Source organism: Streptomyces sp. R44, assembly GCF_041053105.1.
Taxonomy (GTDB): domain Bacteria; phylum Actinomycetota; class Actinomycetes; order Streptomycetales; family Streptomycetaceae; genus Streptomyces.
On the sequence record NZ_CP163444.1, the window covers coordinates 3,961,757 to 3,986,963 of the forward strand.

20 protein-coding genes and 1 tRNA gene are annotated in these 25,207 nt (G+C 74.3%); 4 read left to right on the forward strand and 17 right to left on the reverse strand.

Features of this window, described 5'->3' with window-relative positions:
• Nucleotides 1-45: 45 nt before the first annotated feature.
• A complete protein-coding gene (locus AB5J54_RS18260; protein ID WP_369144974.1) occupies nucleotides 46-945 on the reverse strand; it encodes a hypothetical protein in 900 nt (299 codons plus the stop codon).
• 4 nt (nucleotides 946-949) lie between these two features.
• On the reverse strand, nucleotides 950-1,147 hold the full coding sequence (locus AB5J54_RS18265) for a hypothetical protein (protein ID WP_369144975.1): 198 nt from the start codon (nucleotides 1,145-1,147) through the stop codon (nucleotides 950-952).
• A gap of 207 nt (nucleotides 1,148-1,354) precedes the next feature.
• On the opposite strand from AB5J54_RS18265, the gene AB5J54_RS18270 reads away from it, so the two are divergent.
• Nucleotides 1,355-2,518 (forward strand): LuxR C-terminal-related transcriptional regulator, encoded by a 1,164-nt coding sequence (locus tag AB5J54_RS18270; protein ID WP_369144976.1) that lies wholly within the window; start codon nucleotides 1,355-1,357, stop codon nucleotides 2,516-2,518.
• Nucleotides 2,519-2,620: 102 nt separating this feature from the next.
• Complete coding sequence (gene lepB, locus AB5J54_RS18275) at nucleotides 2,621-3,373, forward strand: signal peptidase I (RefSeq protein WP_369144977.1); 753 nt, start codon at nucleotides 2,621-2,623, stop codon at nucleotides 3,371-3,373.
• Between the two features lie 124 nt (nucleotides 3,374-3,497).
• Here the strand turns inward: lepB and AB5J54_RS18280 are convergent.
• From AB5J54_RS18280 to AB5J54_RS18295, 4 genes are all read right to left on the reverse strand, one after another.
• Nucleotides 3,498-3,571 (reverse strand) — tRNA-Thr (locus AB5J54_RS18280).
• A gap of 85 nt (nucleotides 3,572-3,656) precedes the next feature.
• Complete coding sequence (locus tag AB5J54_RS18285; protein WP_369144978.1) at nucleotides 3,657-5,201, reverse strand: alpha/beta hydrolase; 1,545 nt, start codon at nucleotides 5,199-5,201, stop codon at nucleotides 3,657-3,659.
• Between the two features lie 65 nt (nucleotides 5,202-5,266).
• Nucleotides 5,267-6,469 (reverse strand): DNA polymerase III subunit delta', encoded by a 1,203-nt coding sequence (locus tag AB5J54_RS18290; protein ID WP_369144979.1) that lies wholly within the window; start codon nucleotides 6,467-6,469, stop codon nucleotides 5,267-5,269.
• A gap of 81 nt (nucleotides 6,470-6,550) precedes the next feature.
• Nucleotides 6,551-6,724 carry a hypothetical protein gene (locus AB5J54_RS18295; protein WP_369144980.1) on the reverse strand — a complete coding sequence of 58 codons (174 nt, stop codon included), beginning with the start codon at nucleotides 6,722-6,724 and terminating at the stop codon, nucleotides 6,551-6,553.
• A gap of 162 nt (nucleotides 6,725-6,886) precedes the next feature.
• Between AB5J54_RS18295 and AB5J54_RS18300 the strand changes: the two genes are divergently transcribed.
• Nucleotides 6,887-8,071, forward strand: a complete 1,185-nt coding sequence (locus AB5J54_RS18300) for a sensor histidine kinase (protein ID WP_369144981.1) — start codon at nucleotides 6,887-6,889, stop codon at nucleotides 8,069-8,071.
• The gene (locus AB5J54_RS18305; protein ID WP_369144982.1) at nucleotides 8,059-8,703 is read left to right on the forward strand and encodes a response regulator; all 645 of its coding nucleotides are present in this window, start codon (nucleotides 8,059-8,061) and stop codon (nucleotides 8,701-8,703) included. The genes AB5J54_RS18300 and AB5J54_RS18305 overlap by 13 nt, the downstream gene beginning before the upstream one ends.
• A gap of 10 nt (nucleotides 8,704-8,713) precedes the next feature.
• Here AB5J54_RS18305 and AB5J54_RS18310 read toward each other — a convergent pair whose 3' ends face one another.
• The 11 genes from AB5J54_RS18310 to AB5J54_RS18360 form a co-directional block, all read right to left on the reverse strand.
• Nucleotides 8,714-11,137 carry an FtsX-like permease family protein gene (locus AB5J54_RS18310; RefSeq protein ID WP_369144983.1) on the reverse strand — a complete coding sequence of 808 codons (2,424 nt, stop codon included), beginning with the start codon at nucleotides 11,135-11,137 and terminating at the stop codon, nucleotides 8,714-8,716.
• The gene (locus tag AB5J54_RS18315; protein WP_369144984.1) at nucleotides 11,134-11,910 is read right to left on the reverse strand and encodes an ABC transporter ATP-binding protein; all 777 of its coding nucleotides are present in this window, start codon (nucleotides 11,908-11,910) and stop codon (nucleotides 11,134-11,136) included. The genes AB5J54_RS18310 and AB5J54_RS18315 overlap by 4 nt, the downstream gene beginning before the upstream one ends.
• A gap of 87 nt (nucleotides 11,911-11,997) precedes the next feature.
• Nucleotides 11,998-15,330 (reverse strand): dTMP kinase, encoded by a 3,333-nt coding sequence (gene tmk / locus AB5J54_RS18320; RefSeq protein WP_369144985.1) that lies wholly within the window; start codon nucleotides 15,328-15,330, stop codon nucleotides 11,998-12,000.
• A gap of 103 nt (nucleotides 15,331-15,433) precedes the next feature.
• On the reverse strand, nucleotides 15,434-18,277 hold the full coding sequence (topA, locus tag AB5J54_RS18325; RefSeq protein ID WP_369144986.1) for a type I DNA topoisomerase: 2,844 nt from the start codon (nucleotides 18,275-18,277) through the stop codon (nucleotides 15,434-15,436).
• Between the two features lie 272 nt (nucleotides 18,278-18,549).
• A complete protein-coding gene (locus tag AB5J54_RS18330) occupies nucleotides 18,550-18,747 on the reverse strand; it encodes a hypothetical protein (RefSeq protein ID WP_041129895.1) in 198 nt (65 codons plus the stop codon).
• Nucleotides 18,748-18,933: 186 nt separating this feature from the next.
• Nucleotides 18,934-19,752, reverse strand: coding sequence for an ABC transporter permease (locus tag AB5J54_RS18335; RefSeq protein ID WP_369144987.1), 819 nt, complete (start codon nucleotides 19,750-19,752; stop codon nucleotides 18,934-18,936).
• Nucleotides 19,753-19,766: 14 nt separating this feature from the next.
• Complete coding sequence (locus AB5J54_RS18340; RefSeq protein ID WP_369144988.1) at nucleotides 19,767-20,570, reverse strand: ABC transporter permease; 804 nt, start codon at nucleotides 20,568-20,570, stop codon at nucleotides 19,767-19,769.
• Entirely contained in the window at nucleotides 20,567-21,691 is a 1,125-nt protein-coding gene (locus tag AB5J54_RS18345) for an ATP-binding cassette domain-containing protein (RefSeq protein ID WP_369144989.1), read from the reverse strand. Before AB5J54_RS18345 ends, AB5J54_RS18340 begins: the two co-directional genes overlap by 4 nt.
• A gap of 60 nt (nucleotides 21,692-21,751) precedes the next feature.
• Entirely contained in the window at nucleotides 21,752-22,756 is a 1,005-nt protein-coding gene (locus AB5J54_RS18350; RefSeq protein WP_369144990.1) for an ArsR/SmtB family transcription factor, read from the reverse strand.
• Nucleotides 22,753-24,318, reverse strand: coding sequence for a methyltransferase (locus AB5J54_RS18355; RefSeq protein WP_369144992.1), 1,566 nt, complete (start codon nucleotides 24,316-24,318; stop codon nucleotides 22,753-22,755). Before AB5J54_RS18355 ends, AB5J54_RS18350 begins: the two co-directional genes overlap by 4 nt.
• 135 nt (nucleotides 24,319-24,453) lie before the next feature.
• Nucleotides 24,454-25,110 carry a small secreted protein gene (locus AB5J54_RS18360; RefSeq protein WP_369144993.1) on the reverse strand — a complete coding sequence of 219 codons (657 nt, stop codon included), beginning with the start codon at nucleotides 25,108-25,110 and terminating at the stop codon, nucleotides 24,454-24,456.
• Nucleotides 25,111-25,207: the final 97 nt, after the last annotated feature.

Sequence of the window (25,207 nt, forward strand, 5' to 3'; positions counted from 1 at the left end):
GGGTCTCCTGGAAGGGCGAGCGGGACGCTTCGTCCGCGGGCGGCCTCAGAAAGCGGTGTCCGCCTCGAGACCGGTCACCGACGTCACCGGGATGCGGGCGAGGCCGGCCATGACCTGGCGGGGGCCGGCCCCCCACCCGTACCGCCGCTTGAGCGGCGCGACGTGGGTGGCGATGAGCGCGAGGAGCGGCGCGAGGTCGGTGGGTGTGGCGCCGAGGAGGGCCAGCAGTTGCTCGGTACGGGTCAGGCCGGCGCCCGGGCCGATCCCGTGCACGGCGGCGTCCTGCCAGGTGGCGCCGGCGCTCCCGGCGACGACGGTGTTGTGCAGGGCGAAGCCCTGGTTGTCGTGGGCGTGGATGCCGACGGGGGCGGACACGGCGGCGCGGGTGGACTGGACGAGTTCGATGACGCGCTCGGGGCGGAGCGAGCCGAGGGAGTCGACGAGGAAGACGGCGTCGAGCGGGCCGAGTGCCGCGCTCTCGCCGAGGCAGCGGTCGAGCTCCGGGTAGGAGGCGAGGTCGATGTGGGTGAGGAACAGGCAGACGCCGAAGCCGGCTTCGCGCAGGCGGTGCAGCGGGGCGGCGGCGCGGGCCACCCGGTCGTACCGGACGGCGAGGCGGATCAGGCCGACGGGCACGGCGGCGGCGCCGGCGGCGAGTTCCTCGGCGATCCGCCCGGCGGAGGCCGTGGCGGCCGCGTCCGTGCCGGGCAGGTCCGCGGTGTCGAGGAGGACGGAGAAGCGGGGGCCGTAGCGCTCGGGGAGCGGGACGGGAAGGAGCGCGCCGTGCGGGGCGGAGCGGTCGGCGGGGTCGTGGACGCTGCCCAGCTCGATGACGTCGATGCCGAGCCGCGCGCAGACCGCGAGGTAGTCGGCGGCCAGCGCGGGGGGTACGGATCCGCCGGTGAGCCGTCCCCCGGTGCGCAGGGTGCAGTCGAGCAGGGTCATCGGGTCACCCCCAGCCGGTGTCGTTCGTGCCGGTGCCGGCGGCCGGGGCGCCCCAGCCGGTGTCGTAGGTGCCGGTGAGGACGGCCGCGCCCCAGCCGGTGTCCTCGGTGCCGGTGGTGATCCGGTCGGTGGTGACGGTGGCGAGGCCGGCGAGGCCGACGACCAGGGTGGTGAGGAGGGTGCTGCGGATCCGCCGCTTCATGTCGAGTGCTCTCTTTCCGCTTCCGCGAGGAGTAAGTCGTGGTTTTCCGTGGGGGATTGCGAGCTTCGCGGGCTGTGCGAGCTTGGTGCGCTTTGACCTTGTGGGCGGTGATACGAACGTAGCGAGGGCTGCATGGCTATGGGGCGGACCGCATGGCTCATTAGGCTGCATGGCAGCAAGAGGACGCCGTCATAAACGGGGGAAAAGGTGGCGATACAAGACATCGAGCAGGCCCAGGGAGACGCCGGGAGGGCGGAAGCGACCGCCCTGGCCGCGATCGCGGCGGCGGCCCCACCGGCCCCCGCGCCGCCCTCGGAAGCCACCGGGAACTCCGGAGGCACAAGGAACTCCGGAAGCACAGGGAACTCCGAGTCCCCCGACGACCCCCTGACCCGCGTCTACACCACCCTCCTGGCCCGGGACCCGGCCCGGCCGCCCGCGCACCCCGCCGACCTGGCGGCGGAACTGGACCTGCCGCTCGCCCGGGTGGAGTCGGCCGTCTCGGCCCTCCTCGACATGGGCCTGCTGCGCCGGACCCCGGAGCGGGCCGTGCTCCCGGTCGCACCCGACGAGGCCGTCCAGCGCACCCTGGGCCCGCTGGAACGGGAGATGCGCGCCCGCCGCCAGCACATGGAACGCACCCGCGAGCAGCTGATGGCCTTCATGCCGCTGTACGAGTCCCACCTGCTCCGGCTGACGCATCTGCGGCAGGCGGAGTACGTGGAGCTGCTCACCGACCTGCGGGCCGTACGGGAGGCCATCACCGAACTGGGCCGGACCTGCGAGCGCGAGGTCATGACGGCGCAGCCGGGCGGCGGCCGGCGCGCCGAGGTCCTGGAGGAGGCGGTGGCCCGCGACGAGGAACTGCTGCGCCGCGGGGTCCGGATGCGCGTCCTCTACCAGCACACGGCGCGTTTCTCCTCGGGGACGTGCGCCTATGTGGAGCGGGTCGGCAGGCTGGGCGCCCAGGTCCGCACCCTGGACGACGAGTTCATGCGCATGCTCGTCTTCGACCGCTCGACGGCGGTCATCCCGGTCCCCGACGACCCGCACGCGGCGGTCCTGATCCGGGAGCCGCACGTGGTCGCGTTCATGGTGGGCGCGTACGAACGGCTGTGGCTGGAGGCGCTGCCGTTCGAGACGGAGTGGGACCGGCAGACCATCATGGACATCTCCGACGAGCTCAAGCAGACCATCGTGCGTCTGCTCACCGAGGGCCTGACGGACGCTGCCATCGCCCGCCGCCTGGGCCTCTCGGTCCGCAGCTGCCGGCGGCACGTGGCCGACGTGATGGCCGCGCTGGGCGCCGAGAGCCGTTTCCAGGCGGGCTACCTGCTCGCGCAGCAGGACCGTGAGCAGCCGAGTCCCTGAGGTCACCCGTACGGGGTGAAGAGCGGTCGCGGCCACCTGCCGGACACCACCGGGGCATAGGGTCCGTGCAGACAACACAGAGCGGACGAAGTCAGGGTGGACATGAGCGACTTGGCGACCGGGGAGCGATCGGACCGGGAGGACCCCGAGGAGACCCCTCCGGGCCTTGCGGACAAGGCGTCCCCGAAACGGCGCCGCCCCTTCTGGGTCGAGCTGCCGATGCTCGCCGGGATCGCGCTGGTGCTGGCCTTCCTGATCAAGACGTTCCTGCTCCAGGCCTTCCTGATCCCCTCGGGCTCGATGCAGAACACCCTTCAGGTGGACGACCGGGTCCTGGTCGACAAGCTCACCCCGTGGTTCGGCTCGGAGCCGGACCGGGGCGAGGTCGTGGTCTTCCGCGACCCCGGCGACTGGCTGGCGGGGCAGCCGGTGAAGCAGCCGACGACGGCCCAGAAGGCCCTGGGCTTCGTCGGGCTGATGCCGGCGGCGGGCGAGAAGCACCTGATCAAGCGGGTCATCGGGGTGGCCGGTGACACGGTCGAGTGCGCGGGCGAGGGCCCCCTGAAGGTGAACGGCAAGCCGCTGACGGAGCCGTACGTCTTCGCGGGGAACACGGCCTGCAGCACGGACCCGGGCGGCCGATTCAAGGTCACGGTGCCCGCCGGCAGCCTCTGGGTGATGGGCGACCACCGCCAGGCCTCGCAGGACTCCCGCTACCACCAGGACGACTCCCGGGGCGGCATGGTGCCCGTGACGGACGTGGTGGGCCGCGCCGTCGTCGTCGCCTGGCCGATCCCCCACTGGTCGACCCTGCCGGTCCCGGACACCTTCGACCAGCCGGGCCTCGCCCACTGACCGACGGCCCGGGCCGGGCACGTCCTCGGTGGCAGCTCCCCGAACGGGAGCCGCCACCGAGGACGCCCGCGAGCAGGCAACAGAAAAGGCCAGGTCAGAATTCATCTGACCTGGCCTTCTTCTGAGCCGCCTTCGGGATTCGAACCCGAGACCTACGCATTACGAGTGCGTTGCTCTGGCCAACTGAGCTAAGGCGGCGCCGCTGTGCAGACACATCGTGGTGCAGCAGCGTCGCCAAGTCTACACAGTTTCCCGAGGTGCTCCGACCACCCCCGGATCAGGCCTACGAGCAGCGCTTTCCGTCCGCCGGAGGGGTGCCTTCGAGGAGGTAGGCGTTGATCGCGGTGTCGATGCAGTCGCTGCCCCGGCCGTACGCGGTGTGGCCGTCGCCCTCGTAGGTCAGCAGGGTGCCGGAGGAGAGCTGCTCGGCGAGGGACTGGGCCCAGTGGTACGGGGTGGCCGGGTCGCGGGTGGTGCCGACGACGAGGATCGGGGCGGCGCCCTCCGCGGTGATGCGGTGCGGCCGGCCGGTGGGCGGGGTGGGCCAGTAGGTGCAGTTGAGGGCGGCCCAGGCGAGGCCCGCGCCGAAGACCGGGGAGGCCTTCTCGAAGGACGGGACGGCCTTCGCGGCGCCCTCGGGGCCGGTGTAGGCGGGCGGCAGGTCCAGGCAGTTCACCGCGGCGTTGGCCGACATGAGGTTGGCGTACGTGCCGTCCGACTCGCGCTCGTAGTAGCTGTCGGCCAGGGCGAGGAGGCCCGAGCCCTCGCCGGCCATCGCCCGGCCGAGGGCCTCGCGCAGCTGGGGCCAGGCACCCTCGTCGTACATGGCGGCGATCACACCGGTGGTGGCGAGGGACTCGCCGAGCGCGCGGCTCTCGCCCGTGGGCACCGGCTTGGCGTCCACGTCGCGGAAGAACTTCTTCATCGCCTCCCCGGCGGCGGCGACGGACCGGGTGCCGAGCGGGCAGTCCGACGTGCGGATGCAGTCGGCGGCGAAGGCCTTGAAGGCGGTCTCGAAGCCGCCGGTCTGGTCCCGGTTGAGGTCGAAGGCCGAGAGCGAGGGGTCCATCGCCCCGTCGAGGACGAGCCGGCCGGCCCGGTCGGGGAACAGCTCGGCGTACGTGGCGCCGAGGAAGGTGCCGTACGAGGCCCCCACATAGGTGAGCTTCGCGTCGCCGAGGACCGCCCGCAGGACGTCCATGTCGCGGGCCGTCTCGACGGTGGAGACATGGGCCAGGACCTGCCGCGACCTCTTCGCGCAGCCGGCCGCGAAGTCCTTGAACGCCGCGCTCAGCGCATGGGTCTCCGCCGTGTCGTCGGGGGTCTGGTCGACCTGCGTGTACGCGTCCATCTGCGGGCCCGTCAGACACTCGACGGGCTCGCTGCGCGCCACTCCGCGGGGGTCGACGGCCACCATGTCGTAGCGGGCGCGGACCGGCGCCGGGTAGCCGATGCCGGCGTACCCCTGGAGGTAGCCGACGGCGGAGCCGCCGGGGCCGCCCGGGTTGACCAGGAGCGAGCCGAGCCGCTTCCCGGGGCCGGTGGCCCGGATCCGGGAGACCGCGAGCTCGACCTCCTCCCCGTCCGGCTTCGCGTAGTCGAGCGGGGCGCGCAGGGTGGCGCACTGGAAACCCTCGACGCCGCAGTCCCGCCACGTCAGCTTCTGCTCGTAGAACTTCTTCAGCTTCGGCGCCTGCGACGGCGAGGAGGGCGCCGGCGCCGCCTTCCGCGGCGCGGCGGCGTCGCTCCCTCCCGAGCAGCCGGAAAGGATCAGCCCGGCTGCCGCGAGGGCCGTGGCGGAGGTACGGAGCAAGCGCCTGGAATCCATCCCCGGAGCGTATCCGGACCGGTACGGACCGTGTCCAATCGCTGTACGGGGCCTGCGCACCGGCATCAGCCCCGCAGCGCCATCGTCATCGCCTCCACCGCGAGCAGCGGCGCCACGTTCCGGTCGAGGGCCTCGCGGCAGGCGAGGACCGCCTCGATGCGGCGGAGGGTCCGCTCCGGGGTGGTGTCGCGGGCGACCCGCTCCAGGGCGTCCCGCACGTCCGTGTTCGCCAGGGCCGAGCGGGAGCGGAGCTGGAGGGCCAGGACGTCGCGGTAGAAGCCGGTCAGGTCGGTGAGCGCGAGGTCCAGGCTGTCGCGCTGGGTCCGGGTCCTGCGCCGCTTCTGCCGGTCCTCCAGCTCCTTCATCGCCCCGGCCGTGCCGCGCGGCATCCGCCCGCCCTGCGCCGCACCGAGGGCCGCCTTCAGCTCCTCGGTCTCCTTGACGTCGATCTCCTCCGCGACCTGCTTGGCGTCCTCCGCGGCCGCGTCGACCAGTTCCTGCGCGGCCTTGAGGCAGCCGCCGACGTCCTCGACCCGCAGCGGCAGCTTCAGGACGACGGACCGGCGCGCGCGGGCCCGCTCGTCGGTGGCGAGCCGCCGGGCCCGGTCGATGTGCCCCTGGGTCGCGCGGGCGGCGGCCTGCGCCACCTCCGGCTCGATCCCGTCGCGCCGCACGAGCACGTCGGCGACGGCCTCCACCGGCGGCGTGCGCAGCGTCAGGTGGCGGCAGCGGGAGCGGATCGTGGGCAGCACGTCCTCCAGGGAGGGCGCGCAGAGCAGCCAGACCGTGCGCGGCGCGGGCTCCTCGACGGCCTTCAGGAGCACGTTCCCCGCGCCCTCGGTGAGCCGGTCGGCGTCCTCCAGGACGATGACCTGCCAGCGGCCGCCCGCCGGGGACAGCTGGGCGCGCCGGACGAGCTCGCGGGTCTCCTTCACGCCGATGGACAGCAGGTCCGTACGGACGATCTCGACGTCCGCGTGCGTGCCGACGAGGGTCGTGTGGCAGCCGTCGCAGAAGCCGCAGCCGGGAGATCCGCCGAGCGCGCGGTCGGGGCTCACGCACTGCAGCGCGGCGGCGAAGGCCCGCGCGGCGGTCGCACGGCCGGAGCCGGGAGGGCCGGTGAAGAGCCAGGCGTGGGTCATCTTGGAGGCCTCGGGGGCCGGCTCGCCGGCGGCGTGGGCGGTCACGAACGCGTCGGCGTCACGCGCGGCGGCGGCGAGCTGCTCCTCGACCCGGGTCTGTCCGACCAGGTCGTCCCATACGGCCATGTCTGCCCCTCCTCAGGTACGTCCTCCATTGTGGGGCAGTGCTCCGACAACCCCGGCCGGGCTGTGGAAAACCCGCTGGCCTCAGGCCTCGCCGCGCGGCCGGGTCAGCCACAGGCCGACCGCCGAGCCGAGCAGGACCGCCCCGGTGGAGACGCTTCCGGTGGCCCGGAGGCCGCCGGTCCAGCCGGCGAAGGTGCCGATGTAGACGTTGGCGAGGACGCTCGCGGCGAGCAGCAGCCAGAGAAGGGCGCGCATGGGATGCCTCCGTGGAGTGAGTTCGGGGTGGCCCGCCGGGGCGTTCCCGGCGGCTCTTCCATCCTGGTCTCCGCCGCGTCCGCGCACAGCCGTGCCCACCCCCGGAGCGAGGGTGTAGCCCGCTCCACCGTCTTCCCCGTGATCGCCGCCTACGCTGGCCCCATGCGCGAGGCGATCAGGGAAGCGGCCAGGGCGTGGCTCCATCTCACGATCGGTGCCGCGGTCGCCCTCCTCTGCTACCTGATGGTGGGCGTGGCCCTCTTCACCGCCTGCCTCACCCTCACGGTCATCGGCGCCGGGGTGCTGCCCGAGAGCGTGCTGCTGCTGCGCCGCCTCGCCGGCTGGGAGCGGCGCCGCACGGCCGCGTGGACCGGGAGGCCCGTCCCCGAGGCGTACCTGCCGCTCCAAGGCCCCCTCCCCGCGCGCGTGCGGACCGCGGTGACCGACGCGGGCACCCGGCAGGACCTGCTCTGGGCCGCCGCGCAGCTGCTGTACGGCCTGGTCCTCTGGTACCTCTCGCTGATCCTCGCGGTGCCCGCGCTCCTGGTCGACGGCGTCTGGACCGGGCTCGCCGGACGGCGGCCGGTGCTCCTGCCGCTGGTCGGCCGGCTCGCCGGGCTGGCGGCCGACTGGTCGCGGGCGCTGCTCACGCCGGCGCCGTCGGCGGCCCGGGACGCCGCCCTCGCCGCCCGTATCGAGCAGCTCACGGCCACCCGGGCGGGCGCGATCGCCGCGCACGGCGCGGAACTGCGGCGGATCGAGCGCGACCTCCACGACGGCGCGCAGGCCCACCTGGTGGCGCTGTCCATGCGGATCGGTCTCGCCCGGCGCGCGTACGACTCCGATCCCGTGACCGCGCGGAAACTCCTCGACGACGCCCAGACGCAGGCCGAGGCGGCTCTGGCGGAGCTGCGGCACGTGGTCCGCGGCATCCACCCGCCGATCCTCACCGACCGCGGCCTCGCCGGAGCGGTGCGGGCCCTGGCCGCGAGCAGCGGCCTGGAGGCGGCGGTCTCCCTGACCGGCCTCGGCGACCAGGCGCAGGACGGCCCCCGCGCCCCGGCCGCCGTCGAGGCCGCCGCGTACTTCGTGGTCGCCGAGGCGCTCACCAACGCCGCCAAGCACAGTGGCGCCGCCCGCGCCTCCGTCTCCCTGACCCGTGAACCGGCCTCCCTGCGCGTGCGCGTGCAGGACGAGGGCCGCGGCGGGGCCGAGGCGGGCGAGAGCGGCGGCTCCGGCCTGACGGGCATGCGGCGCCGGGTCGCCGCGCTCGACGGCACCGTACGCCTGACCAGCCCCGAGGGGGGCCCGACCGTGATCGAAGTGGAGCTTCCGTGCGTGTGGTGATCGCCGAGGACAACGCCCTCCTCAGGGAGGGTCTGGTGCTGCTGCTGACCTCGTCGGGACACGAGGTCGCCGGGGTCGCGGCCACCGGCCCCGAGATCCTGCCGCTGCTCCTGGAGCACCGGCCGGACGTGGCCGTCCTCGACGTGCGGCTGCCGCCCGGCTTCCGCGACGAGGGGCTGCGGGCGGCGCTCGCGGCCCGTGAACAGCTGCCGGATCTGCCGGTGCTCGTGCTCTCGCAGTACGTGGAGGAGACGTACGCGGCGGAACTCCTGGGCGGCGGCGCGCGGGGCGTCGGCTACCTCCTGAAGGACCGGGTGGGCCGGGTGGACGAGTTCCTGGACGCCCTGGAACGGGTCGCCTCCGGTGGTACGGCCCTGGACCCGGAGGTCGTCACCGAGCTGATGGCCCGCCGCCGCGACGACCCGCTGGACGCCCTCACGCCCCGCGAGCGCGAGGCCCTGGAGCTGATGGCCCAGGGCCACGACAACGCCACGATCGCCCGCTCGATGGTGGTCACCGAGCGGGCCGTGCACAAGCACATCGGGAACGTCTTCCTGAAGCTCGGGCTGCCGCCGACCGACAGCGGCGGCCACCGCCGGGTCCTCGCCGTCCTCGCCTACCTGAACGCGTAAGGCGCCTACCTCAACGCGTAGGGCCTGTCCGCGCGGACACCGGCAGGAACACCCCCGCCGTGACGGTGACGAGGACGACGCCCGCGATCAGGCCTGCCTGCGCGGGCGGCAGATACGGCAGCCCGCCGGTGAGCGCCCAGGCGAACGCGGTCAGCGGCAGCGCGCCCACCACGAGCCCCACGAGGAGGCCCGTCGTGGTCAGGAACCCCGCCTCCAGGCCGAGCATCCGGCGCAGCTGGCCGGCCGAGGTGCCGACCTGGCGCAGGAGTTCCAGCTCGCCGCGCCGCCCGGCGCCGATCAGGGCGAGGGTGCTCAGGACGGAGAGGAGGGTGAGCCCTCCGATCGCGGCGACGATCCCTGCGGAGACGAGCGAGTTCAGCTCCACCCCGGGGGGCGTCACCGACTCGGGGACGACAGGAGACGTTCCGCGCTTCCCCGCCGCCAGGACGCGCGCGGGGTACGGATCGCTCATGTGCGGGGCCAGTTCGGCCTTCGGCAGCAGGAACTCGCCGAGAGCGAGCGACCGTTCGTACACGGCGACCACCCTCAGCCGCTTCGGTGTCCCGTCCCCGAGCCGGAGCTCCACCGTCGAACCGGGCTTCACCTCAAGGGACTCGGCCATGTCCGCGCCCACCGCGACCGTGCCGGCCCGGCCGAGTCCGGACAGGTCGCCGGCGACGACGCCCGGGTCGAGCGTGCCCGCCAACCCGTCGGCGTCCACGCCGAGGACCGGGAGCCGGTCGAGGCGCGGCGTGCCGACCTCCGTGCGGGCCAGGACCACCGAGGAACGCAGCACGTCCGTGGCCGTCTCCACCCCCGGAAGCGTCCGCACCCGCTCCGCCGTCGTGCCGGTGAACGCGAGTCCGGCGGTCGTCGCGGCCCGCGCCTGCGCGACCGCGGCCCGCTCCATGGTGGCGCCCGCCGAGAGCTGCACCAGGGCGAACGCGGTGACGAGGACCACGGGGACGAGCGCGGCCCCGAGCCGGCGCGAGTGCGCGGCGGCACCGGCGGCCGTGAGCCGTCCGGGCGCGCCGCCGAACCGCCGGAACGGCCGGTCGAGGAGCGCCATCGCCGCCCCCGCGATCCACGGCCCGAGCAGCGCGCACCCGGCGACCAGCGTCACCGTCGCCGCACCGGCGGCGGCGGCGGCCGCGTCGCCGCCCTGGAGCGTGGCCGTACCGGCCGAGCCCACGCCGAGCACGAGCAGCACGAGCCCGGCGACGCGTCGGGCGCGGGCCTTCCCCGGGCGGCCCGGGCGACGGGCCGCGAGCAGGACCACGAACCGGGCGATGCCCACCACGAGGGCGGCGGCGACGAGCACGGCGGCGAACAGCCACGGCGGGGTGGGGAGTTCGAGGCCCTCCGGTACGACTCCGGTACGGGCCCGCAGCGCCGACCACAGCAACAGGAACGCAGGTCCGGACGCGAGCGCGCCGAGCAGCGCGGCCGCGCCCGCCACCCGGGTCACCTCCCGTCCTGCCGCGCCCCGCACCTGACGGGGCGTCGCGCCGACCGAGAGCAGCAGGTCCCGCTCGGCGGCGCGCTGCTGGAGGGCCTGCGCGACGAGCGAGGCGAGGACGAGGACGGCGACCAGGACCACGTTCGCGGAGACGGCGGCGAGCATCATGAGCAGCTCCGCGCGCGCGGGCGGCGCGCCGAGGTGTTCGGCGCCGCCCCGGCCGTCCCCGGTGAGGGCCCGCAGCGGCTGCCCCGCGGCGGTGTCCTTCAGCCCGGCCCGGTCCAGGGCGGCCCGTACGCGCGCGTGGAGGGTGTCCACGGGTACGCCGGGCTCGGCGAGGACCCCGACGGCGTCGACGGCACCGGGGTGCCCGGCGAGCCGCCGCGCCTCCCCCGCCGTGACGTACAGCGCGGCCGGCCCTTCGGCCACGCCGACGACCTCGCGGCCGGCCACGGTGTCCCCGACGGCGGCGCCGAGGCCTGCGCCGACGACGGCCTCCCCGGCCTGCCGGGGCTCCCGCCCGTCGGTCAGCCGGTACGGGGCGAGCCGGGCCGCGTCCCAGGAGCGGCCGGGGTACGCGCGCGTGCCGTCCGCTCCGGTGGCCGCCGCCTCCCGTACGACGAACGTGTGGTCCGGGACCGCTTCCCGTACCCCCGGCACGGCCCGCAGGACGTCGACGGCCGCGGCGGGGACCCGTACCCGCTCGGTCAGGCCCACCGTCTCGGTCCTCGGCTCGCTGCCCCACGGTGCGGTCGTCCAGCGGACCTCCTGGTCGCCGGCGACGACGACGGGCGCGGCGGCGTACCGCTCCACGCGCGCGTGGCCGAGCCCGGCGGAGCCGAGCGCGAGCGCCAGCGCGCCGAGCAGCGCGGAGGTGACGGCGACGGCCGCGAACACGGCGGCCCACGCCTTGCGATGGACCCGCAGCGACCGGGCGGCGAGCAGCCGCACGGCGGGATTCCCGACGCGGCTCATCCCGCCACCGCCAGGTGACGCGCCGCCTCGCCGAGGCCGCCGAGTGCCTCCCGTACGCCCGCCTCGTCCGGACGGTCGAGGCGGCCGACGATCCGGCCGCGCTCCAGGAACACCGCCTCGTCCGTCCAGGTGGCGGCGGTCGGGTCGTGGGTGACGAGGACGACCGTGCGCCCCCGCTCGTCGACCGCACGCCGCAGCAGCGCGAGGACCCCGGCCGCCGTGACCGGGTCGAGGGCGGCGGTCGGCTCGTCGGCGAAGACGACCTCGGGCTCGTTGACGAGGGCGCGGGCGATCGCCACCCGCTGCCGCTGGCCGCCGGAGAGGTTCTCGGGCCGGTCCTCGGCCCGGTCGGCGAGCCCCACGGCGTCGAGGCCGGCCAGGGCGCGGGCGTCGAGCTCCGTGCCCTCGCGGGCCCCGGCGAGGAGCAGCGGCAGGGTGACGTTCTCGCGCACGTTCAGGGCGGAGACGAGGTTGAGCGACTGGAAGACGAAGCCGATCCGGTCCCGTCGGAGCCGGGTCAGCCCGGCCGGCCGCAGGGTGGCGAGGTCGGTGCCCCCGATCCGTACCCGCCCGGCCGTCGGCCGTTCGAGCCCGGCCGCGCAGCGCAGCAGGGTGGACTTGCCGGAGCCCGAGCGGCCCATCACGGCCAGGAAACGCCCGCGCGGCACCCTCAGGTCGACCCTGTCGAGCGCGGGCGCCCCTCCGCCGTACACGCGGCTCACCCCGTCCAGGGCGAGGGCGGCGCCGTTCTCCGTCACTGCTGTCGTCGTCATACCGGTAACGCTAGAAAAGCGCAGGTCACAGCAGTATGGGGCTGGCTGCCGGAGTGGGGGTGGAGCTAGCTCCACCCCCCAAGGGACTCAGCGGCGGCGGCGCGGGCCCTCGTCCTCGTCCTCGTGCGGGCCGAACAGCTCGTCCGCGAGGGTCGGGAGGTCGTCGAGCGGGGTCTCCTCGGCCCAGTCGGAGCGGCGGCGGGGGCGGCCGTTCTCGTCGAGCTGGGGCAGCTCCCGGGTCCGGTCGTTCGCACCGTGCGGCTCGTGCGGTGCGTCGCGGAAGATGCCCTGCGGCACCCGGTCGGCGGGGTCGGACGTCCCGGCGTCCCGTACGGGAGGCAGCACGGCGGTCTCATCGGCGCCCCGCTCGTCACGGATCTGCGGCAGCACGGCGGTCTCCGCCTCGGGCCGGGGAGACGCCTCCGGCTGCACGATCGGCGTCGCCACCGTGACCTCGTCCGGCGAGACGGTCGGCGCGTCCGGCCGCACGACCGGGGTCGGCACGGTGACCTCGTTCGCCGACACCTCGGCCGTACGCGAGGCACGCGCGGCCCGCTCGGCCGCGGCCTTCTCCGCGGCAGCCGCCCGCTCGGCAGCAGCCCGCTCGGCAGCAGCCCGCTCCGACGCGGCCGTCCGCTCGGCCGCGGCCTTCTCCGCGGCCTCGCGCTCCCGCGCGGCCTTCTCCCGGGCGGCCTTCGCCGCCTCGGCACGCTCCGCGGCGGCGAGCTCCGCCGCGGCGCGCTCGGCGGCCGCCCGCTCCGCCGCCGCCTTCGCGGCGGCCTCGGCGGCGAGCTTCTCCGCGGCGGCCTTCGCCGCTGCCTCCTCCGCGGCCTTCGCCGCCGCGGCGGCCTCGGCCATCCGGCGGGCCTCCTCGGCGCGCAGCAGGGCCTCCTCGGCCTTGCGCTGCTTCTCCAGGCGGCGCTCCTCGGCCTCGGCCCGCAGCCGGGCCTCCTCCTCGGCCTCCTTGCGGAGCCGCTCCTCTTCCTCCTGGCGGGCCTTCTCCTCGGCGGCGAGGCGCTTGCGCTCCTCCTCGGCCGCGATCCGGGCCTCCTCGGCCCGGCGACGGGCCTCCTCCGCCTGCCGTTCGGCCTCCAGGCGGCGCGCCTCTTCCTCCTCGCGCCGCTTGCGCTCCTCCTCCTCGGCGCGGAGCTTGGCGAGCTGCTCCTGGCGCTCGCGCTCCAGACGCTCCTCCTCGGCCTTGCGCGCGGCCTCTTCCTCGGCGAGGCGGCGGGCCTCCTCCTCGGCCTTCCGGCGGGCCTCCTCCGCGGCCTTCACCTCGGCCTCGGAGAGCGGCAGCATCCGGTCGAGCCGGTGACGTACGACGGTGGTGACGGCCTCCGGCTCCTGGCCGGCGTCGACGACGAGGTAGCGGCTGGGGTCGGCGGCGGCGAGGGCGAGGAAACCGGCCCGTACGCGCGCGTGGAACTCCGGCGGCTCGGACTCCAGCCGGTCGGGCGCCTCGGTGAACCGTTCCCGCGCGGTCTCCGGGGAGACGTCGAGGACGACGGTCAGGTGCGGCACGAGGCCGTCGGTCGCCCAGCGCGAGATGCGGGCGATCTCGGTCGGGGACAGGTCGCGGCCCGCGCCCTGGTAGGCCACGGACGAGTCGATGTACCGGTCGGACAGGACGATCGCGCCCCGCTCCAGGGCCGGCCGGACCAGCGAGTCGACGTGCTCGGCGCGGTCCGCCGCGTACAGCAGGGCCTCGGCGCGGTTCGAGAGCCCCGCCGACGACACGTCGAGGAGGATCGAGCGGAGCCGCTTGCCGATCGGCGTGGCGCCCGGCTCGCGGGTGACGACGACCTCGTGGCCCTTGGCGCGGATCCACTCGGCGAGGGCCTGGACCTGCGTGGACTTCCCGGCCCCGTCGCCGCCCTCCAGGGCGATGAAGAAACCGGTCGGGGACGGCGCCTGGACCGGGTCGGAGCCGCGCAGCGCGTCGCGCAGGTCGCGGCGGAGCGGGACGCCCGCCCGGTCGTCGGTCTTCGCGAGGACCAGCGCGGCGACCGGAAGCAGCAGCGCGCCGACGAGGACGAGCGTGAAGGCGGCGCCGCCGTGCGCGAAGACGAAGTCCCCCGAGGCGAGCCGGTGCGGCCCGATCGCGGCGGCGAGCAGCGGCGCGGCGAGCGCCCCGAGGCCCATGGCCAGGCGCGCGGTGGCCTGGAGGTGCTCGGTGGTCCGGGCCCGGCGGGGCTCCTCGGTCTCCTGGTCGATCAGGGTGTGGCCGGTGTTCGCGGCGACCCCGGCGGCGTACCCGGCGAGGACGGCGAGGAACAGCACGGTCGCCGTGTCCGGGACCAGGCCCATCGCGATCAGGGCGACGCCGGTGACGGCGGTCGCGAGGGCGAGCAGCCGCCGCCGGGACAGCACCGGCAGGACCGAGCCCGCGGTGCGGATGCCGACGGCGGTGGCGCCGCCGAGCGCCAGGATCAGGAGGGCGTACGTGACGGGCCCGCCGCCCAGGTCGTACGCGTGGAGCACGGCGACCGACGCGGCCGCGGCGATCGCCCCGGCGACGGTGGCGGAGGTGAGGACGAGCAGCGGCAGGGCGCCGGTGCGGCCCTTCCCCTCGCCCTCGCCGGCCTTCGGGGTCGGCCGGCGCAGGCCCTCCAGGGGCGAGCGGGGCCGGGGCGTCTCCTCGCCGGGCAGCGCCATCGCGTACAGGACGGTGACGGAGGCGGCGAACAGACCGGCCGCGACGTACGAGCCGAGGGCCGCCTGGTGCAGCGAGAACCAGTCGAGTCCGACACCCAGCAGGTTCCCGACGAGGGTGGCGACGAGCAGCACGGCGGCCGCGGCGGGGACGGCGAGGAAGCCGGTCCGCAGCGACAGCCGGCGCAGCGCGCCGAGGTGGTCGGGCAGAGGCCGTACGGCGGCGCCCTCAAGGGGAGGGGCGGGCAGCAGCGCGGGCGCGGCGCCCTCGCGGCCGATGGTCCACAGCCGCTCGGCCGCACCGGCGACGAAGACCGTGCCCAGCAGGTACCAGAGGGCACTGCCCGGGAGCCAGTCGATCCACAGCGGGGCGATGATGAGCAGCGCGATCCGCAGCCCGTCGGCGCCGATCATGGTCCAGCGCCGGTCCAGCGGGCCGGACGGCCCGGTGAGCGCGGTCAGCGGCCCGAGGAGGACGGCCCCGAAGAGGACCGCGGCGAGCAGGCGGGCGCCGACGACCGCCGCCACGGCGAACGCGGCTCCCCGGTAGCCGCCCCCGAGCGCGCCCTCGGTGACGGCCGCCTGGAGGCCCAGGAGGACGAGGACGAGGACGGCGAGGGCGTCGCCGGTGCTGCCGACCAGATGGGCGCTCCACAGCCGGCGCAGCGGCTGATGGCGCAAGAGGGCGCGTACGGCGCGCTCCCGGGAATCCGCGACGAGTGCGGCGTCGGAATCGCCCAGGCGGTCTGGCTGCTCTGCTCGCGTCATCCGTCCACCCTATCCGGACGGCCTTGCTCCCCGCGGCCCGCGCCCGAACAAACGTGGGAGGGCGGGAGCACCGCTCCCGCCCTCCTCCGCGTACACCGTGTGACTACTCCGGCTTGGCTGCCGCCGTCTTCTTGGCGGCGGTCTTCTTCGCCGTGGCCGTCTTCGCCGTCGTCGTCTTCTTCGCGGCGGTCTTCTTGGCGGCGGTGGTCTTCTTCGCCGCCGTCTTCGTGGCCGTCTTCTTCGCCGCGGCCTTCTTCGCCGGGGCCTTCTTGGCGGCCTTCTTCGCCGGCCCCTTGGCCCGCTTCTCGGCGAGCAGCTCGTAGCCGCGCTCGGGCGTGATCGTCTCCACGCTGTCGCCGGTGCGCAGGGTGGCGTTGGTCTCACCGTCCGTCACGTACGGGCCGAACCGCCCGTCCTTGACGACCACGGGCTTCTCGCTGACCGGGTCGGTGCCCAGCTCCTTCAGCGGCGGCTTGGCCGCGGCCCGGCCCCGCTGCTTCGGCTGGGCGTAGATCGCGAGCGCCTCTTCGAGGGTGATCGTGAAGAGCTGCTCCTCGTCCGTCAGCGACCGCGAGTCCGTGCCCTTCTTCAGGTACGGGCCGTAGCGGCCGTTCTGCGCGGTGATCTCCACGCCCTCGGCGTCGGCGCCGACGACCCGCGGCAGGGACATCAGCCGGAGCGCGTCCTCCAGGGTGACGGTGTCGAGCTCCATCGACTTGAAGAGGGAGGCCGTGCGGGGCTTCACCGCGTTCTTGCCGGTCTTCGGGGTGCCCTCGGGCAGGATCTCCGTCACGTACGGGCCGTAGCGGCCGGCCTTGGCGACGATCTGGTGGCCGCTGACCGGGTCGGTGCCCAGCTCGAAGTCGCCGCTCGGCTTGGCGAGCAGCTCCTCGGCGTGCTCGACGGTCAGCTCGTCGGGCGCCAGGTCGTCGGGCACGTCGGCCCGCTGGTGGCCTTCCTGCTCCTTCTCGCCGCGCTCGACGTACGGGCCGTAGCGGCCGACGCGCAGCACGATGCCGTTGCCGACGGGGAAGGAGGAGATCTCGCGCGCGTCGATCGCGCCGAGGTCGGTGACGAGCTCCTTGAGGCCGCCGAGGTGGTCGCCGTCGCCGTTCCCGGCGTCCGCCGCGCCGCCCGCTCCGCCGGACTCGCCCTCGCCGAAGTAGAAGCGCTTCAGCCACGGCACGGACTGGGCCTCACCGCGGGCGATGCGGTCGAGGTCGTCCTCCATCTTCGCGGTGAAGTCGTAGTCGACGAGCCGCCCGAAGTGCTTCTCCAGGAGGTTGACGACGGCGAAGCTCAGGAAGGACGGGACGAGCGCCGTGCCCTTCTTGAAGACGTAGCCGCGGTCGAGGATGGTGCCGATGATCGAGGCGTACGTCGACGGGCGGCCGATCTCGCGCTCTTCCAGCTCCTTGACCAGCGAGGCCTCGGTGTAGCGGGCCGGCGGCTTGGTCGCGTGGCCGTCCGCCGTGATCTGCTCGGCGGTCAGCGCGTCGCCCTCGGCGACCTGCGGCAGCCGCCGCTCGCGGTCGTCGAGCTCCGCGTTCGGGTCGTCGGCCCCCTCCACGTACGCCTTCATGAAGCCGTGGAAGGTGATCGTCTTGCCGGACGCGCTGAACTCGGCGTCACGGCCGTCGGCGGCCCGGCCGCCGATCTTCACGGTGACCGAGTTGCCGGTCGCGTCCTTCATCTGGGAGGCGACGGTCCGCTTCCAGATCAGCTCGTACAGCTTGAACTGGTCGCCGGTGAGGCCGGTCTCCGCCGGGGTGCGGAAACGATCACCCGAAGGCCGGATCGCCTCGTGCGCCTCCTGCGCGTTCTTGACCTTGCCCGCGTAGACGCGCGGCTTCTCCGGCAGGTAGTCCGCGCCGTACAGCTGCGTGACCTGCGCCCGCGCCGCCGCGACGGCGGTGTCGGAGAGGATCGTGGAGTCCGTACGCATGTAGGTGATGAAGCCGTTCTCGTACAGCTTCTGCGCCACCTGCATGGTCGCCTTCGCACCGAAGCCCAGCTTGCGGCTCGCCTCCTGCTGGAGGGTGGTGGTCCGGAAGGGGGCGTACGGGGAGCGGCGGTACGGCTTCGACTCCACCGAGCGCACCGAGAACGAGGTCTCGGCGAGCGCGGCGGCGAGCGCCCGCGCGTTCGCCTCGTCCAGGTGGAGCACGCTGTCGGTCTTCAGCCGGCCGTCGGCGCCGAAGTCACGGCCCTGCGCGACGCGCTTGCCGTCGACCGTCGCGAGGCGCGCGACCAGCGAGGACGGGTCGGAGGCGTCACCCGGGCGGCCGGTGCCGAAGGTGCCGGTGAGGTCCCAGTACTCGGCGGAACGGAACGCGATGCGCTCGCGCTCCCGCTCGACGACGAGCCGGGTGGCGACGGACTGCACGCGGCCGGCGGACAGCCGCGGCATGACCTTCTTCCACAGGACCGGCGAGACCTCGTAGCCGTACAACCGGTCGAGGATGCGGCGGGTCTCCTGGGCGTCGACCATGCGCTGGTTCAGCTCGCGCGGATTGGCGACGGCCTCGCGGATCGCGTCCTTGGTGATCTCGTGGAAGACCATCCGGTGGACCGGGACCTTGGGCTTCAGGACTTCCTGGAGGTGCCACGCGATGGCCTCGCCCTCGCGGTCCTCATCGGTGGCGAGGAAGAGCTCGTCGGACTCGGCGAGGAGCTCCTTGAGCTTCCTGACCTGCGCCTTCTTGTCGGCGTTGACGACGTAGATCGGCTGGAAGTCATGCTCGACGTCCACCCCGAGGCGGCGCACCTCGCCGGTGTACTTCTCCGGCACCTCGGCGGCGCCGGAGGGGAGGTCGCGGATGTGCCCGACGCTCGCCTCGACGACGTAGCCGGGGCCGAGGTAGCCCTTGATCGTCTTCGCCTTGGCAGGCGACTCGACGATGACGAGTCGGCGGCCGCCGTGTGCGGTCTCGCTGGTCGGGGACAACTTCGCTCTTCTCTCCGGATCGACACTCTCTGGGCACGTACGGCACTGGCACGCACGGCAGCGGCACGGACGGTGACGCTCCCGTCGCTGCGGAGTGTGACGGTACAACCCGCCCCCGTGTCAAACGGCAAAAGCCCGCAACGGCCACTCGAACGGTAACCCGAGTCCTGGCATTCCTGCCGCCCGGACTCCCGGTCGGGCGGGGCGGGGGTGTGAGCCGGAAAGATCGGAAAGAGAGCGGAAGGGGATCGGACGCCGGAACGGAAGCGGATTCAGAGCCGGCCGAAGCACCAGAGGCCGAGGGCCAGGAAGGCGGCACCGGAGAGGCTCGTCAGCGCGACCGCGGTGCGCGGGGCGACCCCGTGCGCCACGGGCTCACGGTGCAGCGTCCGCACGGTGGTCCACAGCAGCAGCGCGCCTCCGAACAGCGTGAACGCCGCCCCCGCGAAGATCGCCGGCCCGCTCTCCATGCCCGTACCCCGTTCCGTTCACGTGCGGCGTTCGCCTCTCGCCGCCGAGGCTGGCACCTCCGGGCATCGGGGGCGCGAACTCCGGGTGAACGGCGTGGGCCGACTCGCACGGTTCTCGCACGGGTTCACGAAGATGGCCGGTAGTCGTCCCGCTCCGGCGGCCCTCCCCTTTCTCCTCCCGACCGGTCACATCGTGTCGAGCGTGGCGCGGCGCCGGCTGCCCCGCTCGAAGACGGCGAGGAGGACGACGGCGAGCAGCCCCCACCCCGCGCCGACCGCGAGTTCGGCCCCGAGCAGGTGCCCGTCCAGACCGTCGCCGGCGGTCAGGGCGCGCGCCGCGTCCGCCGCGTGCGTGAGCGGCAGCAGCTCGCCGGCCACCCGCATCCACTCGGGCAGCGTCTCGCGCGGCACGGCGGCGCCGGTCAGGAGCAGCAGCACCGAAGTGGCCACGTTCGACACCAGGAACACATCACGGAAGCGCAGCCCGAGCGCCCCGAGCGCGAGCCCGAAGGCCGAACAGGCGGCCGCCGCGGTGAGCAGCACCAGACCGAGCCCGGGCAGCGCCCCGGCGGGCACGGGCAGCCCGAGGACGAGCGCGGCGGCGGTGAGCACGAAGGCGCTGACGAACAGCCCGTTGAGGACGTACGGGAGAGCACGTCCGAGCCAGAGCGGAACCCGGCGGCGGGGCGAGAGCAGGACGGCCCCGAGGGTGCCGTACCGGCGCTCGTTCGCGACGGCCATCGTGCCGCCGTACACGCAGGAGGCGGAAGCTGCGAGGACGGCGTTGCCCACGAGGTGGAAACGATCGTCGGCGACACCGAGTTCCCTGCCGAGGAAGACGAAGAAGAAGACCTGGAGGAGCGGTCCGACCAGCAGTGTTCCGATGAACATGGGCGGGGTCGTCCAGTTGAACAGGGCGCGGTACGAGATCGCCCCGCCGACCACGAGCAGCCGGGAGGTGGCGTGGAAGCGGAAGCCGATGAGTCGGCTGCGGAAGCGGAACATCCGACGGTGGCCTTTCAGGCGAGGGCGAGGGTGGCGGCGGCGCGGGCCCGGCGCTCCACCCGGCCGAGGACCAGGACGGCGGCGAGGGCGTAGCCGGCGCCGAGCGCGAGGGCGACGAGGAGGGGGGTGAGGACCTCCCCGGTGGAGGGCCCTCCGGAGGTCGCCGCGTGCACGGCCCGCGCGCCCCAGGTGGTGGGCAGCGCCCAGGAGATCGGGTGGGTCCAGGCGGGCAGCACGGTGACGGGGACGAGCAGCCCGGACAGCAGCCAGACGGGCGTGTCGAGGGGGTTGGCCAGGGCGTTGGCGTTGCGCAGCAGGACGAAGGTCGCGGCGAGCAGCAGCCCCATCATGCCGAGCGCGAGGACGCACACCGGGACGGCGAGGAGGAAGAGCAGCGGGTGGGCGAAGTCGAGCGGCACGCCGTAGAGCAGGACGCCCCACAGGACGGTCGCGCCCATCGCGTACGTGCCGATGACGGCGGTCGCGAGGGTGATCGGCAGGAGGACCAGCGCGAGCGGGGTCGGCGCCACGACGAGGGTCTCCAGGGTGCCGAGCCAGCGCTGGTTCTGCACGGCGCCGCCCGAGCCGAACAGGACCGAGCCCCAGATGCCCATGAGTCCGGCGCCTACGGAGGCGGTGAGCAGCCGGTCGGGGTCGCCGGCGGCGCGGAACAGGTAGACGGCGAGGGTCGCGTAGACGAGCGGGACGAGGACGGCGAACGTGATCTCGATCGGGGAGCGCGACATGTACGAGACGTGGGTGCGGACCCCGACGCCGATCAGGCGCAGGACGCGGACCGGGCCGGTCGGGCGGATCACGCCGGCACCCCGTCCGGCTCGGTGGAGGACACCGGCGTGGTGGACGCCGTCGTGGTGGACGCCGAGGCGGTGGACGCCGTCGCGGTGGACGCCGAGGCGGTGGACGCCGTCGCGGTGGACGCCGACGCGTTGGACGCCGACGCGTTGGACGCCGTCGCCTCCTCCACGATCGCGATGTAGGCGTCCTCCAGGGACGGTTCGCGGCTGACGACCCGTCCGACGCGGACGCCGTCGAGGGCGGCCAGGACCGGCGCGTGCAGCTCGGCGCCGCGGTCCGTCTGGACGCTCACGGTCTGGACCGTGCCCCGGTCCTCGGCGGACACTCCCCGTACGCCGGGCACCCGTCGTATCCGGTCGAGGACCTCCTCGTCCGCCCCGTACGCCTCGATGTCGAGGACGTCCCGGTCCCCGACGCGGGACTTGAGGCTGTCGGGGGTGCCGAGGGCGCGGATCCGGCCGCCCGCGATGACGGCGATCCGGTCACAGAGCTCGTCGGCCTCGGCCATGTAGTGGGTGGTCAGCAGGACGGTCGTGCCGGCGGCGGCCAGGTCCGCGACGGTGCGGCGCAGGTCGCGGGCGGCGACCGGGTCGACGCCGATGGACGGTTCGTCGAGGAAGAGGACGTCGGGGCGGTGGAGCAGTCCGCGGGCGATGTGGAGGCGCTGCCGCATGCCGCGCGAGTACCCCTCGACGCGCTCCTTCTCCCGTCCCAGCAGGCCGACGAGGTCGAGGAGTTCGGCGATGCGCCGCTTCTGCTCGCGGGCGGGGACGCCGTACAGCTCGGCGAAGTAGCGGAGGTTGTCGAGCGCGGAGAGCCGGTCGTACAGGCCCCGGTCGCCGCCGAAGACGTACCCGATCCTGCGGCGTACGGCGACGGGGTCGCGGGCCACGTCATGGCCGAACACCCGGGCCGTGCCGGAGGTCGGCAGGAGCAGGGTGTTGAGCATCTTGATGGTGGTGGTCTTGCCGGCGCCGTTGGGCCCGAGCAGCCCGAACAGCTCTCCCGGCGCCACCTCGAAGGTGACCCCGCGGACGGCCTCGGTCTCGGTCCGCCGGGACCGCGGCCAGCCGGTCCTGCCGGTGTAGGTGCGGCGCAGCGCGTCCGCCTCGATTGCGAGCATGCGCCGGACGATAGGAGCAGGTGAGAGGGCCGGACCATCGATTCGGGAGGCCCCGAATCGTCAGGCGACCGCGTGCAGGACGTCCTCCCCGGCGAGCAGCGCGAGCAGCGAGCGGCCCGTGTCCGTGAGCTGGTAGTACACCGAGCGTCCGACGCGGTGGCGGGTCACGACCCCGGCTTCCGCGAGGACCGACAGGTGCTCGGAGACCGTGCTGGCGGCGAGGCCGAGCCGGTCGGCGAGGCCGGCCGTGGTCAGGGGCCCGCCCAGTTCGCGCAGGACGGCCGCCCGGCCGCGGCCGAGCATCAGCCCGAGCCGGTCCTCGGCGAGCGACTCCGCCGGTTCGCGCAGGGCGGCGGCGCCCCGGGCCTGGAAGCTGAGCGCGAAGACCTCGGGGTCGTCCGTGGAGTAGAGCCGGCAGCCCTCGGCGAAGACCAGGGGCACGAGGACGAGCCGCCGCTCCCCGGGCGCGTAATCGGCGTCGATGTGCTTGGTCAGTTCGAGTACGGGCGGCCGCCAGCTCCCCCGGGCCTCCAGGCCCGCGAACAGCGCGTCGACGCCCTCGGTCGCGAACGTCCTGGCCCGGACGAGCACTTCGTCCTCGACGAGCCGGCGCATCGTCGGCCAGTACGGCTCGATCGCGCCCTCCCAGTAGGCGGCGTAGGCGTCGGCGAGCGCCGCACAGGCGGCCTCCGGGTCCTTCAGGTACGGCTGGAGGAAGGGCGCGTCCGCCATGCCGGGGTAGCAGACGGCCGCCTGTTCGCGGACGAACGCCGGGTCGGTGCCCCGCAGCGCGGCGAGCTCCTCGTGGACGTGGACCGTGCCGAACGGCCGGGGCAGCAGGAAGTCCGAGGTCTCGCGCCGACCCACCCCGAACAGCTCCCACAGGGGGCGGAGCCGGTCGTCCTCGCGCCACACCTCGCGCGCCTGCCCGACCCACTCCAGGTACGGCCAGGAGGGGTGGCGGTGGGGCAGCGCGAGGTGCATCGCGCAGAACGCGTCGCGGAGCGGGCTGATCGCGATCCGGGTCGCCCCGAGCGAGGCCTCGTCCAGCTCGATCCGTATCAAGCGCCGCTCCCTCCGGTCCCGGACGGCTCCGCCCCCGGCAGCAGGGAGCCGGGGATCAGGAAGCCCTCCTCGACGAGGAGCCGGATCGCCTGCGGGGTGCGGTCCCGCAGCATGACCGGGTCCTCGCCCATCAGCTGGCCGATGGCGTCGAGGATGCGGCCCGCGCTGAGCGTGCCGTCGCAGACGCCGGCGAACCCGGCGCCGACGTGGTCGACCTTGGTGGCGCGGCGCATGCCCCGGTTCTGCCGGAGGACCACGTGCTCGGGGTCCTCGGCGCCCGGCAGCCCGACCTGCTCCTGCACCACCTCGGGCGCGAGGGTGAAGCTGTCGGAGAGGAGCGCGGCGTCGTCGTGGCCGCGCAGGTAGTCCTGGCGCTCGAAGTGGGCGCGGACGGTGGGGCCGAGGGGCTGCTCGACGGGGTGCGGCCACTCCTCGATGACGATCGAGGGCTCGACCGCGCCCGAGGCCACGGCCTCGCTCCGCCGGACGGTGATCCAGCCGAAGCCGACCGCGCGGGTCTTGCTCTCCTCGAACTCGTCGAGCCAGCGGTCGTACGCCGCCCGGTAGGCGTCCGGGTCGCCGCGGTGGTCGCCGCTGTCCCGCAGCCACAGCTCGGTGTACTGGGTGATGTCCTGGACCTCGCGCTGCACGATCCAGGCGTCGCAGCCGCGCGGCACCCAGGACCGGAGCCGCTCCTGCCACTCCTCGCCCTCGACGTGCTGCCAGTTGGCGAGGAACTGGGCGTATCCGCCGTCGTTGAGCCGCTCCCCGGCCTGCTGGACGAGCGTGCGGCACAGGTCGTCGCCGCTCATCCCGCCGTCCCGGTAGGTGAGTCCGGCGCCGGGGGAGATCACGAACGGCGGGTTGGAGACGATCAGGTCGTACGTGTCGCCGTCGACGGGCTCGAAGAGCGAACCGGTCAGCAGCTCGGCCTCGCGGGCCCCGGAGAGGGCGAGGGTGAGCCGGGTGAAGTCCAGGGCGCGCGGGTTGAGGTCGGTGGCGGTGACCAGGGTGGCGTGCTGGGCGGCGTGCAGCGCCTGGATGCCGGAGCCGGTGCCGAGGTCGAGTGCGGAGGAGACCGGCGTACGGACCGTGATGCCGGCGAGGGTGGTGGAGGCACCGCCGACGCCGAGGACGACTCCTTCGTCCTTCTTCCCGATCCCGCCGGCGCCACCGACGGCGCAGCCCAGGTCGGAGACGATGAACCAGTCCTCGCCGTCCGGTCCGCCGTACGGCCGGACGTCGACCGTGGCGAGCACGGTGCCGTCCTCGCGGACCACCCAGCCGTCGGCGAGGGCCTCGTCGAGCGGGAGCGCGGCGGCGGCCCGGTCGTCGGCGACGGGCTCCTGGAGCAGGAAGAGCCTGACGAGGGTCTCCAGCGGGGAGCCGCCGCGGGTGGCGCGCAGGGCGGGCACGGTCTCGCTGCGGGCGAGCGCCGCGTAGGCCGGGGCGCCGAGCAGGTCGAGCAGGCCGTCGGCGGTGAAGTCGGCGGCGAGCAGTGCCTCGCGCAGACGGGTGGCGTGCGCGGGCACCGGGAGGCGGGAAGACAGGGTCGTACTCACCGCTCCATTGTGACGGCCGCCACCGACATCCGGGCGGCCGACCCGGCGGGGTGCGGCCGATCGCCGCCACCGCCGGGCCGATCGGCCCGGCGGTGCTGCCCGCCCAGGCCTTCGTGCCCGCCTGGGCTTGCCCGCCTAGGCCTTCTTGCTCGGCGTGGCGGACGGCTTCTTGTTCGGGTCCGAGGAACCGGAGTCGGAGTCCGAGGTGGAGCCGGCCTTCGGGGAGGCGGAGGTCTTCGGCGGGACCGAGGCCGTGGGCTTCTGGCAGCCGGGCTGCTTGGCCATCGCCTGGCCCAGCTCGCCGTCCTCCAGCTTGGACAGGGCGTTCTGGTCCATCTTCTCGATCTTGGTCAGGCCGTCGGCGACGCCCTGGAGGCCGTCCGCGAACTTCTGCTGGTTCGTCGGGTCCAGCGCGTCGACCTGCTTCTTGAGCCCCTCGTAGGCCACCGCGGTGGCGTTGAGCTCCTTGATCGCGTCCTGCTGGACCTTCTCGCCGTTCTCGACGGGCGGGGCCCCGGCGGCCTCGACGGCCTTGGCGAGGGCGCGGTCGGCGTCCGCGATGTCCTGGAACGCCTTCGAGTCGGCCGCCTGGATCTCGGCCGGCTTGCTGTCGGCGGCGGTCGAGATGATGATCTGGTGGGCGTCGGCCCGCTTCTGGATCTGAGGCTTCGCCTGGTCGCAGAAGGTCTTCGCCCAGTCACCCACCTTGTCGCCCTCGTCACTGCTGCAACCGGACAGCGCGAGCACCAGTACCGCGCCGCCGGACAGTGCGGCCGCAAGCTTCTTGTTCAACGGATCGGTCCCTTCCAAGGCTCTCGGCCCCGGAACATACACGCCGAACGGGCTACTTCCACCTTTCGTGCGACGCATTCCTCCCACATTGCAGCCT